General features: G+C 40.0%; 15 protein-coding genes. 6 read left to right on the top strand and 9 right to left on the bottom strand.

What is annotated here, in order from left to right; genetic code table 11:
* The first annotated feature begins 104 nt into the window (after positions 1-104).
* A complete protein-coding gene (locus tag IEY40_RS00140) occupies positions 105-587 on the top strand; it encodes a L,D-transpeptidase family protein (RefSeq protein ID WP_229776994.1) in 483 nt (160 codons plus the stop codon).
* A gap of 30 nt (positions 588-617) precedes the next feature.
* Entirely contained in the window at positions 618-1,187 is a 570-nt protein-coding gene (locus IEY40_RS00135; RefSeq protein ID WP_188952207.1) for a VOC family protein, read from the top strand.
* A 58-nt stretch (positions 1,188-1,245) separates the two neighbouring features.
* On the opposite strand, the gene IEY40_RS00130 is transcribed toward IEY40_RS00135, so the two are convergent.
* The 4 genes from IEY40_RS00130 to IEY40_RS00115 form a co-directional block, all read right to left on the bottom strand.
* Entirely contained in the window at positions 1,246-1,521 is a 276-nt protein-coding gene (locus IEY40_RS00130; RefSeq protein WP_188952205.1) for a hypothetical protein, read from the bottom strand.
* 9 nt (positions 1,522-1,530) lie between these two features.
* The gene (locus IEY40_RS00125; protein ID WP_188952203.1) at positions 1,531-1,989 is read right to left on the bottom strand and encodes a GNAT family N-acetyltransferase; all 459 of its coding nucleotides are present in this window, start codon (positions 1,987-1,989) and stop codon (positions 1,531-1,533) included.
* A 186-nt stretch (positions 1,990-2,175) separates the two neighbouring features.
* Complete coding sequence (locus IEY40_RS00120; RefSeq protein ID WP_188952202.1) at positions 2,176-2,370, bottom strand: hypothetical protein; 195 nt, start codon at positions 2,368-2,370, stop codon at positions 2,176-2,178.
* A 159-nt stretch (positions 2,371-2,529) separates the two neighbouring features.
* The gene (locus IEY40_RS00115; protein ID WP_188952200.1) at positions 2,530-3,699 is read right to left on the bottom strand and encodes a YbfB/YjiJ family MFS transporter; all 1,170 of its coding nucleotides are present in this window, start codon (positions 3,697-3,699) and stop codon (positions 2,530-2,532) included.
* 101 nt (positions 3,700-3,800) lie between these two features.
* On the opposite strand from IEY40_RS00115, the gene IEY40_RS00110 reads away from it, so the two are divergent.
* The 4 genes from IEY40_RS00110 (at position 3,801) to IEY40_RS00095 (ending at position 7,899) form a co-directional block, all read left to right on the top strand.
* Complete coding sequence (locus IEY40_RS00110; RefSeq protein WP_188952198.1) at positions 3,801-4,634, top strand: LysR family transcriptional regulator; 834 nt, start codon at positions 3,801-3,803, stop codon at positions 4,632-4,634.
* A 234-nt stretch (positions 4,635-4,868) separates the two neighbouring features.
* Complete coding sequence (gene norV / locus IEY40_RS00105) at positions 4,869-6,362, top strand: anaerobic nitric oxide reductase flavorubredoxin (RefSeq protein WP_188952197.1); 1,494 nt, start codon at positions 4,869-4,871, stop codon at positions 6,360-6,362.
* Positions 6,359-7,504, top strand: a complete 1,146-nt coding sequence (gene norW / locus IEY40_RS00100) for an NADH:flavorubredoxin reductase NorW (protein WP_188952196.1) — start codon at positions 6,359-6,361, stop codon at positions 7,502-7,504. The genes norV and norW overlap by 4 nt, the downstream gene beginning before the upstream one ends.
* Positions 7,505-7,563: 59 nt before the next feature.
* A complete protein-coding gene (locus IEY40_RS00095) occupies positions 7,564-7,899 on the top strand; it encodes a TehB family protein (RefSeq protein WP_188952195.1) in 336 nt (111 codons plus the stop codon).
* Between the two features lie 176 nt (positions 7,900-8,075).
* Here the strand turns inward: IEY40_RS00095 and IEY40_RS00090 are convergent, their stop codons facing one another.
* From IEY40_RS00090 to IEY40_RS00070, 5 genes are all read right to left on the bottom strand, one after another.
* On the bottom strand, positions 8,076-8,741 hold the full coding sequence (locus IEY40_RS00090) for a DUF3047 domain-containing protein (protein ID WP_188952194.1): 666 nt from the start codon (positions 8,739-8,741) through the stop codon (positions 8,076-8,078).
* A gap of 106 nt (positions 8,742-8,847) precedes the next feature.
* Complete coding sequence (locus IEY40_RS00085; RefSeq protein WP_188952193.1) at positions 8,848-9,243, bottom strand: ACT domain-containing protein; 396 nt, start codon at positions 9,241-9,243, stop codon at positions 8,848-8,850.
* Between the two features lie 119 nt (positions 9,244-9,362).
* Positions 9,363-10,229: a M23 family metallopeptidase gene (locus tag IEY40_RS00080; protein WP_188952191.1), complete on the bottom strand. Its 867-nt coding sequence runs from the start codon at positions 10,227-10,229 to the stop codon at positions 9,363-9,365.
* A gap of 68 nt (positions 10,230-10,297) precedes the next feature.
* A complete protein-coding gene (locus tag IEY40_RS00075; protein WP_188952190.1) occupies positions 10,298-11,170 on the bottom strand; it encodes a 6-carboxytetrahydropterin synthase in 873 nt (290 codons plus the stop codon).
* Between the two features lie 555 nt (positions 11,171-11,725).
* The gene (locus tag IEY40_RS00070) at positions 11,726-12,430 is read right to left on the bottom strand and encodes a response regulator (protein ID WP_188952189.1); all 705 of its coding nucleotides are present in this window, start codon (positions 12,428-12,430) and stop codon (positions 11,726-11,728) included.
* Position 12,431 lies beyond the last annotated feature (1 nt).

The raw sequence follows: 12,431 nt of genomic DNA, 5'->3' as shown, positions 1-12,431 counted from the left end.
CATTGACTGCCGAGTTTTAACATTCGGAATTAGTCATTTTACAATAAAAATTAAAATGGTCATTGGTTTACGGAGATTTCATGCGCGCGCTGTCTATATTATTCATGGTTATACTTTTTTGCCCACTGTTGGCAAATGCTTCCTCGTCTCAGTCTTTAAAAGCCAAAGTCGACCTCGTTGTGGTGAACAAGTCAGAATCACGTATGTCAGTAATGCGTGACGGTAAAGTCGTTAAAAGTTACCTCATTGCCATGGGCGATGTACCACAAGGTCACAAACTAAAAGAAGGCGATCAGCGTACTCCACAAGGACGTTACACCTTAGATTATAAAAAATCAGACAGTGCTTTTTACAAGTCGATTCATATTTCTTATCCAAATGAAGAAGATAAATTACGTGCAGATGCATTAGGGATTCGTGCAGGTGGAATGATTATGATCCACGGAGAAAATCCACGCTCGCCTTTACCGCCAGAAGAAGCTCAAAAATACAATTGGACCAACGGTTGTATTGCTGTGACTAACAAAGAAATGGACGAGCTTTGGCAAATGATTGATGCTGGCACTCCAATTGAGATTTGGCCATAAACCGACATCGTTTTACGTATGAGTGAGCACATGAATTACCAACATCTACAACAAACTTGGGCAGACTTTGGCGTGCGGATAACCGCCTTTATTGAACAGTTAGGGTTAGCCAGTTTATCTTTACATGCCGACCATGCAGCATTAAGAGTCAATCAAAACCAAACGGCACAATTACTTGCTGAAGAGTTTAGCCAATATGGTGAAATTATTTCAAACAACATGATTAATGGTAGACCAATTTTAATCATCAAATTAACTGAGCCATTAGTTATAGGTGAAATGCAAATTAACTGTGTTGAACTGCCATTCCCATCAGATAAAACCTATCCAGTAGAGGGTTGGGAACACATTGAATTGGTGTTTCCATCGCAAGCACAAACCTGTGAAGCACTTGTTGCGGAGCTAATTGAACAAGCGCCACAATTAGCAAACATTATAGATAAAGCACAAACCGGTGGCGGTGAGATTAAGGTAAAACAGAGTTCACCTAAAGGCGATAACGAACGTTTAGCCAATCCAACTATCGCATTTAAAGCTAATGGGATATGTGTAAAAGTGCATCCCCATGATATTCAGACAATTATTGCCAGCGAACAGTAAATAAAGCAGCTTGTTGATGGAGTATTATTAACTCAACCTGCGCTACCGAATAAATAATTCAACGTCTATTTTTATGTCTAATTAAAAATCGTAGCGCAACATAATGCAATATAGGTAATGCGATATACGCGAGTAATATTGAATCAAAAAAGAATATCCATTTGACGATTAGCCATTTCTCTATTCCGTTACACAGGCTATGGCCTAAAAATGAAATACACTCATCTTCAGGTGTCATCAATATAATAATGGCAATAGCAAAAATAATCACGAAGATGGATAAACGTTTAGCTATTTCTACAATAAGCGCTTTAGTCGGCTTTACCTTAATCAAAACTCAACGTCACTCAATCAATCGTGTCATAAACAAACTATTAGGATCAGCCTGGTAATCCGCAAATGGTCCGCAGTATTCAAAACCATGTCGTTGATACAAACGTCTTGCGGGTGCAAAAAATTCCATTGAGCCTGTTTCTAAACTCAATTGCCGATATCCTCGACGTTTTGCCTCATTGAGTAAATGTAACAGCAACGCTGTCGCCACCCCCTGGTTTCTCGCCTCTGCGGATGTGCGCATGGATTTAATTTCACCACATGCTTTATTATGTTCTTTTATCGCGACACAACCTAACACCTCACCTTGACGCTTTGCACACCAAAACGTAATGCTAGGATGGCTTAACGCGTCGATATCTAATGCATGTACACTTTCTGCTGGGGATGTTGCATACATATCTGCTAAATGAGCTTGTAATAATTCAATCACACCTGCATCTTGTAAATCATCAACCAAAATATCCATCGACTAAAATTCCTTTTCCGTTGAGATTATTAATTAAGTGTTTACCAATCGATAAAATCCTGTATATCATTTGCATTGAATTTCAGCCTTTAGCCAGGGATGATCAATAGAAGTCACCCCTCCTAAAAAGATCCCGCCATCCATTTTACCTTTGTTTTCATCTACGACATCATAACCATTAGGGCATCATTCAACGGCTCGAGTGTTCCAAAACATATTAAGCATTTCAATTGAGGTCGTTCCATTACCATAATATTCTACAAGGTAATGATTTTTACCTAATGCTTTATCTTTATATCCACCAGACCAAGTGTAAGCTTGGTAACCTGTCGCACATCCGCTTAGTAATATACATCCTGTAATTAATGCTAAAAACTTCATATATTTCCCTCCCATGCGTGACATAAATGCTTATGAAATATACAAGATAATTTAACTTATTATTTTTCTTTAACCTATAGCTAAATACACTGAATACTCATTTAAGGGATAACCATTATTAGCCAATGGCACATGGTTTCCTGTATCAATAATCTGATTCTACACTGCGCGGCTATCAAGCCTTAGCAAACCCATTAAGAATACGGTTCCAAGCATCACAATACCGGCAGACAGATATAAACCAGTGTCATAGTTGCCAAAAAACTCAGCGAGGTACCCTGTTGGCACAGGAGCAATAATTTGCGCAGCGCCATAGGCTAATGTCATGGTACCCATAAATTTAGCGGGATTACTGGGGTAAAACTTCCCCGCCATGGTAAGCACTAAGCTGACGCACGCGATAAAGGTGCCGCCAAATAACAATGCACTAATAATGACTGCACTTAAGCTGTCGTTAAGCACAGGCAAAATAATCCCCATGGCCTGCAAACAATACGCGGCTAACAGTGCCTTAAGGAAACCTGTTTTCCGCGCGATCTTATCCCATATTAATGCGGCTGGGGTCGCTGCGAGTCCAATCAATAGAAAGGTCAATCCACCTTGACCTTGAAGCCCTTCTGTTCGCTCAACAATATCGACAATAAACGTTGAACTCACTACGTAACCATAGCCCGCACAGAAATAAGCTGACATCATCAATAACTTAAATGAATTAGTCGGTGGATTGTCCTGTGCAACCTCCCCTTGTTGCTCACCTGCTGAGGGATGCGGCATCCATAACCAAGCAGGAATAGAAACAATAAGCGCCAACACTGCAAGCGCTAACCATTGTTGCTGCCAATCAGCAGATAACCCAAGCATCAGCTCGAACAAGAGTGAAGTGATAATAATACTCAGGCCTGCTCCCGCAAAATGAATACCTAGTTCTGCGCGATGATTGTGTCTTACCAACCATTTTAAGATAAGGCCTGAAGCAATAATAAAACCGCCAGAGGCACAAATACCTGCAATAAATCGTAATATTGCCCAAGCAATAATGTCAGTCGTCATCACCATGGCAACTGAAGTCAGCACACTTAAGAGCAAGTAAGCACGCTGTAAATAGTATTTTAAGTGTAAATTATGCAAACTAGCAGCAAGCAAAACACCACTCATATACCCCATAAAATTAGCGGTTGCCAACCAACCTCCTCCCGACTCGGTTAAGCCAGCACTGTCCTGCATTACCGGTAATAGTAAACTGTAGGAAAACCGCGCTACGCCAACGGTTACGATTAAACTGCAGATCCCTGCAAAATATACCCGAAATTTTGTCAGTTCTATTAACATTTACTGTTGCCTAATCGAAAAATGATTCACTGACAATACGTCAACCTGCTAATCTAAAAAATTGAATTATTGAGAACTTAAACTTCTTATATAGAGAACCTATGGAAATATTAACGCTTAAAACTTTCAAAGCGGTAGTGGACGAACAAGGTATTAAAGGCGCAGCCGATAAACTCAATACCGTTCAGTCAAATATTACCAATAGAATTAAAAAGCTTGAAACCGAATTAGACACCAAACTGTTTACTCTAACAGGTAGAAAACTGCAGCTAACGCCCAGCGGACAACAGCTTTATGAATATGCAGAACAAATTTTACAGCTTGAGTACCAAGCTATTTCAGCCATGTCACGTAATAAAAACACCTATGAGCTTCGTGTTGGGATGCCAGAAACATTTGCCGCAGTACATATGCCATTAGCGCTTAAACAACTCAAACTCAACCATGCTGAAATTCGCACTAAAATCCACACTGATACCAGCGAACGCCTAGTATTTTCAGTGTTAAATAATAAAGTCGATTGCGCTGCAATTGGTAATGCTCCTAAGCATGAAAATCTAGTGGTGATCCCAATCGTTAAAGAAGAATTGATAATGGTGACGCCGCGAGACAGTGAGTATGATCCAGTATTATTGGTTAGAGATGAAGGTTGTGGTTATCGACAACATGCCATGCTTTGGCGACAACAAGCAGGTCGAGGCAGTGATGAGCTCATGGTAATGAGTAGTGCCGATGGCGTGTTAGGTTGTATCGCTGCGGGATTAGGTTACACCATTATTGGCAAAAATATGGTCGCTGGCAGTCGTTATGAAAAATCACTACTCATGAAACCTGTCAGCCACGGACCTAAACATGTGCAACTGTCTATCGTTTACCGTAAAGGCTGCCCATTAGAATCTGGTATCTTAACCTTAGCAACCTTGCTTACAAAATAACTCAAACTTATCTTTATCAGCTAAGTGACCTGCCCTCAACACTGTCAATATGACTTAGTTAATGTCATTTGAACAACCGAAAAGATTGTCTAAATGACAAATTTATTTTTAACAAAAACCCAATAGATTGATATATAACAACTTTCAACCTTGGCACAACATCTGCAGTTACAAAGTTAATATTAAGATTTTTATTACTTAGTTTTTAACTTTTAAATTAATACAGGTGTATATATGACAATTCACATTAAAAACAACATCAACTGGGTTGGCCAACGCGACTGGGAAATATTGGACTTTCATGGTACTGAATACAAAACGACTAAAGGCACAAGCTACAACAGTTACCTTATTCGTGAACAAAAAAATGTTTTAATCGATACCGTTGACCATCGCTTTAGTCTGCAATTTATTCAAAACCTTGAGATGGAAATTGATCTAGATAAAATTGATTACATTGTCATTAATCATGCTGAAGAAGATCACTCAGGCGCCTTAGCCGCGCTAATGGCAAAAATCCCTAATACGCCAATTTATTGTACCGAAAATGCCATCGACTCTATTACCGGGTTACATCACCATCCTGAATGGAACTTCAATATTGTCAAAACAGGCGACAGTTTAGATATCGGTAACGGCAAACAATTAGTGTTTATTGAAACTCCAATGTTACATTGGCCAGACAGTATGATGACTTATTTAACCGAAGATGCTGTGCTATTTAGTAACGATGCATTTGGTCAGCATTATTGCGATGAACGCTTGTTTAATGATGAAGTTGACCAGATTGAATTAATGGATCAATGCTTACGCTATTACTCCAATATTTTAACCCCATTTAGCTCATTAGTGATCGCTAAAATTCACGAGGTTTTGAGCTTTAACCTGCCTGTTGATATGATTGCTACAGCTCACGGTGTGGTGTGGCGAGATAACCCAACCCAGATTATTCATCAGTATTTGCAATGGGCAGACAATTACCAAGAAGACCGCATCACAATCTTCTACGACTCCATGTCTAACAACACCCGTTTGATGGCCGATGCCATTGCTCAAGGTATTCATGATGTAGATCCTGGCGTCTCAGTTAAAGTGTTTAATGTGGCTCGTCACGACAAAAATGACATTCTTGCCAATGTATTTCGCTCTAAAGGGATTTTAGTCGGTTCATCAACAATGAATAACGTCATGATGCCTAAAATTGCTGGCATGCTAGAAGAAATAACTGGTTTACGTTTTAAAAACAAAAAAGCAGGTGCTTTTGGTAGCTATGGTTGGAATGGTGGCGCTGTTGACCGTATTCATACCCGTCTTACTGACGCTGGATTTGAAACCACTGTCGGCCTAAAAACAAAATGGAAACCCGATGGTAAAGCAATGCGTGAATGCCGTGAGCATGGTCGCCAAATAGCGAAAAGTTGGGCGTTACATGATCTCAGTAATGTTGATTCAATTTCATCTACCCTTACCCAATACAAACCCGTAAAAGTTGCAGAAGTGAAAACACCTACAACTCAAGCGTCGTGCGCATCAACCACCAGCAGTGACGATAAACAAGACATGTTATGCACGGTATGTAACTGGGTTTATCAGCCAGTATTGGGTGAGCCAAATCAAGATGTGCAACCGGGAACGCCTTGGTGTGAGGTACCCGATTTTTTCCTTTGCCCTGATTGTGGTTTAGGTAAAGAGGTATTTGTGCCTATTGCAGCGAGGAAAGCATCATGAATACACCCATCATCATTATCGGTAGTGGTTTTGGCTCATATCAATTAATCAAGACCATTAGGCGCACAGACAAACACATACCAATAATGGTTTTTACTCTTGATGAGGGTCATGATTACAATAAGCCAGATTTAAGCCATGCATTTAGTCATCAGCAAACCTGCACCGATTTAATTCGTCAAACGGCTCAAGAGTTTGCTTCAGAGTACAATATTACTTTGCATGCCCTCACTCGAGTTGAAAGTATTGATAGTCAACAGCAAAGCGTATTAGTAAACGGAATCGCCTATCCATATTCACAATTAGTGTTAGCGACAGGAGCAAGAACATTTGTGCCACCGATGCAAGGTAACGCAACCAGTAATGTAATTACTTTAAACAGCTTACAAGAGTTTGAAAGTGCACAGGCGCAAATACACGAAGCAAAGAGAGTATTAATAATTGGCGCTGGATTAATAGGCACAGAAATAGCCATGGATCTTAGTCACTGCGGTAAACAAGTTGTAGTGGTAGAGCCCAGTAAAGGCTTAATGGCCAACATGTTGCCTGAACTCGTCGCTACTGCACTGCAACAAAAGCTGATTGAGGCTAGCGTCGAGTTTGAGTTTGGTCAAACAATTATCTCATTAGATCACAAAGATTCGGCAATTTGTGCCACGCTCAGTTCAGGTAAAGCAGTCGATATTGATTGCGTCATTTCTGCCGCAGGATTAAAAGCTAATGTTGGTTTAGCTAGTCAATCAGGGTGTAAAGTGAATAACGGATTAGTGGTTAATAACCAACTCCAAACCTCGGTAAATAATATTTATGCCTTGGGAGATTGCGCCGAAATCAACGGTAAGGTGATGTCCTATTTACAGCCTATTTTGTTAAGTGCCAATGCCCTAGCAAAAACCTTACTCGGTCAACCAACAGATTTGAAGCTACCTGCGATGTTAGTCAAAGTGAAAACCCCACACATGCCGATCCAATTGGGCGGCAGCACAGTAAAGGATGTGGCTTCCTGGCAAATTGATATTGACTCAAGTGGCTGCTCAGTAAAAGCCTACAACGAACAAAAACAAATTATCGGCTTTGTGGTAACCCAAGGCCATATGAACAATACCTTCCCATTACTTAGAGCATTACCTGCAAATCTCTAACATGTATTCGGCTAGGCTTACAGATAAAGCCTACTCATTAATCTATTTAGGAGAACATTATGTCTCATCAACGCATACCAGCAAACTGGACAATTCAGCGATCTACCCCATTTTTTACCAAAGACAATGTACCTAATGCATTGTTGAATCATCATAATACTGCCGAGGGAGTTTTTGGTCAGCTTTGTGTCATGGAGGGCGTGGTCACTTATTATGGTTTTGCCCACAGCGAGGCTGCCGAACCCGAAGTAAAAGTGGTCATCAATGCGGGGCAGTTTGCCACCAGCCCACCTGAATACTGGCACAGAATAGAATTAAGTCCTGATGCTCAATTCAACATTAATTTTTGGTCTGAGAAAGATAAAACAGGTCAAGCCATGTTTAATAAGAAATAATGTACCCAATGAGGATGGGTATTATCAGCGTAAGCGAGAACAATCATCGGGGCATATAAAATTGATATTGCCCCGATAATGCTGTTTGAAATAGCATTTTGAAACAGACCATTGAGCACTGCACAACAAATCACTTTAAAACAATAATTTATAAATTAAACCAATAAAGCAACGGTCTATAAATCGCTAAAGATTACGTCGCCATAATAAGATTCTGCATCACGGCCACAATTATCGGTATCTGTCATAATCGCTATAATATCAATGTATTGATAGGCTTTTCGGTTTGCTTTATCACTTCCCTTATCACCAAAAGTAGCAATAAGGTCGTCGTACACATTACGTTTTTCTTGGTACCACACGCCACTTTGTGAATCTATCCCTCTTACTGCCAACATTTTAACACTTGAGCCAGCAAAGGCGTTGTCCCAAACTGCATCTTTGGCTTGATTACTTGACCACACATAATTAAGTGATCTGGTATTCCAAATGAAAAAGCCACCATCGATAACGACATAAATACGCGCAATAAAATCATCACCATTTTTAGTGATTTCATCTAAGTTTGATAACTTTTTCTCAACTAACCAACCCCAACTTAAATAGGGCGTATTAAGTAAATCGATCTTCTTTTCTAATACGAGACCAGATGCCGAATTTTGACTAATCGCTTTAAGTGCCATTTGGCCTTTGTATTCGCCAACGGTATAAATTGATTTACCCGAGAACTCTTTTGCTTGCCATTGCCCAATCCCATGCTCATTCAATGTGGTCAAATTGGTGACAGCGAGTGAACTAGCACATAGCGTAAAACTCAATAACACGAATATCCATTTACGCATGTTATCCTCCACTCATTATTGGAAATGATGCAATTGAACACAGGCAATGTGTACTGAAATAATAGACACATGCTTCATAAAGTCAGATTAATCTTTATTGCACACATTATTGCCTAAACTCTGCTAACGCAGTGAGGGCTAATTGAGCTTTATCTGTTGGTACAAAAATATGGTCATGGTAATACGCAGCAATCACATTGGCACTGATGTTATTGCTTGTCAGTTTAGTCGCTACCGCGGCCGTTAGTCCTACAGCTTCTAGGCTTGAGTGCACAGATAATGTAATTTGCTTAAAGCTGGCTTCAAACGACAATCCTGCATTAATTGCATCATTTTTATCTATAACCAAGGTTAAGCCTTCACTCTCACGAAATGTCGCCAGCGGAGTTAATCGTGCATATTGTTCATAATCTCCCTGTACTGTACAAAACACAAATTCTCCGTCGATTAATTTGGGATTCATCGACGTTAACAATTTGTCTAAATCTGTCATGCCGCTCATGCTAAACGATTCCTTGTGTCAGCTTTAATGATGAGTTAAGACGCAATTACATAACCACAGTACGTGTTATCGCAGGTGGTGCTGAATAACACGCCCATTTAACAATAAAATAACTGACATTACTTTTTGGCTTTTTGCGCCGCGATGAACTTATCCATTGGTGGCACGATTGACACCGGGTCTAAACGCATTTGAAACCAATTTAAACGCCAGTCTAAATGCGGACCAGTAACACGACCCGTCGCGCCTATTTCTGCCACATTATCCCCCTGGACAACTTTGTCGCCCACTTTTAAATATAATTTACTTAAGTGTAAAAATGTTGAGCTAACGCCGTAACCGTGATCAATAATCACAGTGCCACCTGAATAAAACATATCTGGTTCTGCAAGGGTAATCACACCATCTGCAGGTGCGACAACAACAGTGCCCGTTGGACGCGCAACATCAACACCAAAGTGTGGGTTGCCTGGTACATCGTTATAAACACGTTGGCTACCATAAACACCAGAAATTCTACCTGTTACTGGCCAGATGAATGATTGCATAAAAGCATACTGTTCACTGAAGATGTCTCGCGCTGCACGAGTTTGTTTAGCATCTTTTGCTGCCCTAGCCTGTGCTACAGGGTCTGGCTTCATGATTTTTTGGCTAATGCCAGTAACACGGTCTATTTTGTATTGTCTGGTTGCAATTTTCAGCGGCTTGATTTCAGTGAGTCCGTCTGGATAAGTCACTTTAAAAACTTGATCAACCGCTGCGTCACGATCAAAACCGATAGCAAATTGGCCACTCGGGCTAACTTTAACCGCTTCACCATTAAGTAATATTTTACTGCCTACAGGAACGGAGCCTCGAACTAATGCTCCTTGCTCAAATTGGCCTTGAAATGTCACGGCTGCAGCAAAGGTGTTAAAACACAATAAGCTCGCCGTCAATATGGCAGCGACGAAAATCACTTTACTAGGAGATTTTTTTAATAACATTAAACCGTATTCCTTGTGAAATAGATAAAAAAAGGGCCACCTTTTGGCAGCCCGTTTATATTACTCGATTAACCTTTTACCGCAATGGCCCCTTTGCCAATACCTTCATACGCAATCACTTTAAAATGACTTTCCGGTACTTTATTAGCCAGTGTGTTTGCCATGTAATCTGCAAGTAATTCAACAGTGGTATCGTGTGGGATCAAATCACAACATTGTTTTGGCATAGCAAGTTGAAAATCACCTTGTGGTGCCATGTAGTGAAAACCAAAATGGGTTTCATCATTAATAGTGGTTTGTTTAGACAATGCTAAGGTGTTAACGGGTACAAGATCTTCTTCTGTACCTAAATACACATCTTGCCAGCGCTCAGCCCAATATTGGTCCCATTTAGGTTCGGCAATACCGTTTTCAAATACAGTAACAGGGCTTCGATGCCCGTGTGCAATTCGCTGACAGTTGCCATCGTGTTTACGTAAACCATGACTGTAATGGTAAAACGGTGTATTGAGCACTTCGCTACGTAACGTTATGCTAATGCCTTGAACATTTTCAGGTAGTGCTTCACGCAAGGCTTTTTTCAGAAAGTCATTCACACTTTCGTAATCAATAATTTCAGTTGGAATAAGTGCAAATGCTTGCGATGGGCACGCTAAGTGAATGTCACCTTTTTGGCTTGAAAAATCCATCCATACCCGATCACCTTTTTGTTGCCAACGAACTTCACTGCATGCTGTGGGGATAAGTAAGCGATGATCGGCAACATCGTCAATAGTATTTTTAATGATGCGTTTTACTTTAGCAAAATCCAGCACCATATTTTGGTCATCTAAACCACCATCTAACAAGATATCGACAATCCAGCTTTCTCCTACCATTCCGCGAATTGGGCAAAGATATGAAAAATCGATAACGGTTAAATCTTTTACAAACAGTTGCATTAATGCTCCTAGGCAGAAAAACAGTCCACCTCAGTTTAAATGTATTCCGAATGGCGCTTGCCAATGGAAAAGGTATCTTATGACGTCTTTATACGGTGGGCTATCACTCCTTGGTCTAATATCAAGACGAAAAAATAATCCAACATATAAATTAATGCCAATAACACTTACATTCTAAACAAAAGCCAGCCATGGAGCGAGTAAACATAAGCGATTAGTTAAAAAAACTCATTAATGTTTCACTGGTTATTTACGCGATTGATATGAAAATACTGTGAGGCAAAAGATCCTGTGAGCTATGGGTAGCGCTAAAATAAACGCCGTTAACTGGGGTCTTTTGAATTTGAATTTGAATTTGAATTTAGATCTGCGTTAAAAAAGACTACCAGTAAGCTAATAATAATCAAACACTGGCAACACAATAGTAAATAAATCATCAATGAAGACATGCGGTTATCCCTACGAAATCCTTTTCAGTAAAATAACAAATAAATGTGTAGAAAAAGTGCAGACTTTGAGGATTTAATGTAAAAGCACAGTTGTTCTAGCGATAAATTACTCGACCTTATAACCAACCCCGTAAATAGAATGTAATACTTCTTTCTGTTTTGTCACCTGAGCCAGTTTATGACGTAAGTTTTTTACGTGACTGTCTATCGTACGAGAGCTCACAATACGATCATCGACATAACACACTTGCATTAAGCTGTCGCGAGAGTGCACGACGCCAGGACGTTTGAGCATAGTTTGTAACAACCTAAATTCAACCGGTGTTAACTCGACTTCTTGCTTATCAACATGGCATTTAAATCGTTCAATATTTAAGTCGATATGCTTGTAGCGAATAATTTGTTCATTTTGGCTGCCTTGGGTATTTTCAACCCGTCTTAAAATGGTTTTTACCCTCGCGACGACTTCTCTCGCAGAAAAGGGTTTGCATACATAATCGTCAGCTCCGAGCTCAAGCCCCATTAACCTATCTATTTCATCTACTCTGGCAGTAAGCATTAATATCGGCATCATACAAAATTGACGAATTTCGCGGCAAATGGTTAAACCATCTTTATAAGGCAACATTAAATCTAAAATCACAAAGTCAATTGACTGCGTTTTAATGGTTTCAATGACATCTCTACCGTCGTACTGTACTTGGGTGTTAAACCCTTCTAATTGTAAAAAATCCACCAAAATTTGGGCTATTTTAGGTTCGTCTTCTACAACGAGTACGGTCATCGGCTGCTGATGAGCAAATCCACTCATA

The organism is Shewanella ulleungensis (assembly GCF_014648315.1).
Lineage (GTDB): Bacteria > Pseudomonadota > Gammaproteobacteria > Enterobacterales > Shewanellaceae > Shewanella > Shewanella ulleungensis.
This window is presented reverse-complemented; position numbering and strand designations above follow the sequence as displayed.

Excerpts from the sequence above, each read along its gene's own strand:
- IEY40_RS00125 (WP_188952203.1), bottom strand. The coding sequence starts at position 1,989 with ATGGATATTTTGGTTGATGATTTACAAGATGCAGGTGTGATTGAATTA.
- norV (WP_188952197.1), top strand. The coding sequence starts at position 4,869 with ATGACAATTCACATTAAAAACAACATCAACTGGGTTGGCCAACGCGAC.
- IEY40_RS00090 (WP_188952194.1), bottom strand. The coding sequence starts at position 8,741 with ATGCGTAAATGGATATTCGTGTTATTGAGTTTTACGCTATGTGCTAGT.
- IEY40_RS00140 (WP_229776994.1), top strand. The coding sequence starts at position 105 with ATGGTTATACTTTTTTGCCCACTGTTGGCAAATGCTTCCTCGTCTCAG.
- IEY40_RS00080 (WP_188952191.1), bottom strand. The coding sequence starts at position 10,229 with ATGTTATTAAAAAAATCTCCTAGTAAAGTGATTTTCGTCGCTGCCATA.
- norW (WP_188952196.1), top strand. The coding sequence starts at position 6,359 with ATGAATACACCCATCATCATTATCGGTAGTGGTTTTGGCTCATATCAA.
- IEY40_RS00095 (WP_188952195.1), top strand. The coding sequence starts at position 7,564 with ATGTCTCATCAACGCATACCAGCAAACTGGACAATTCAGCGATCTACC.
- IEY40_RS00075 (WP_188952190.1), bottom strand. The coding sequence starts at position 11,170 with ATGCAACTGTTTGTAAAAGATTTAACCGTTATCGATTTTTCATATCTT.
- IEY40_RS00070 (WP_188952189.1), bottom strand. The coding sequence starts at position 12,430 with ATGAGTGGATTTGCTCATCAGCAGCCGATGACCGTACTCGTTGTAGAA.
- IEY40_RS00135 (WP_188952207.1), top strand. The coding sequence starts at position 618 with ATGAATTACCAACATCTACAACAAACTTGGGCAGACTTTGGCGTGCGG.
- IEY40_RS00120 (WP_188952202.1), bottom strand. The coding sequence starts at position 2,370 with ATGAAGTTTTTAGCATTAATTACAGGATGTATATTACTAAGCGGATGT.
- IEY40_RS00110 (WP_188952198.1), top strand. The coding sequence starts at position 3,801 with ATGGAAATATTAACGCTTAAAACTTTCAAAGCGGTAGTGGACGAACAA.
- IEY40_RS00115 (WP_188952200.1), bottom strand. The coding sequence starts at position 3,699 with ATGTTAATAGAACTGACAAAATTTCGGGTATATTTTGCAGGGATCTGC.
- IEY40_RS00085 (WP_188952193.1), bottom strand. The coding sequence starts at position 9,243 with ATGAGCGGCATGACAGATTTAGACAAATTGTTAACGTCGATGAATCCC.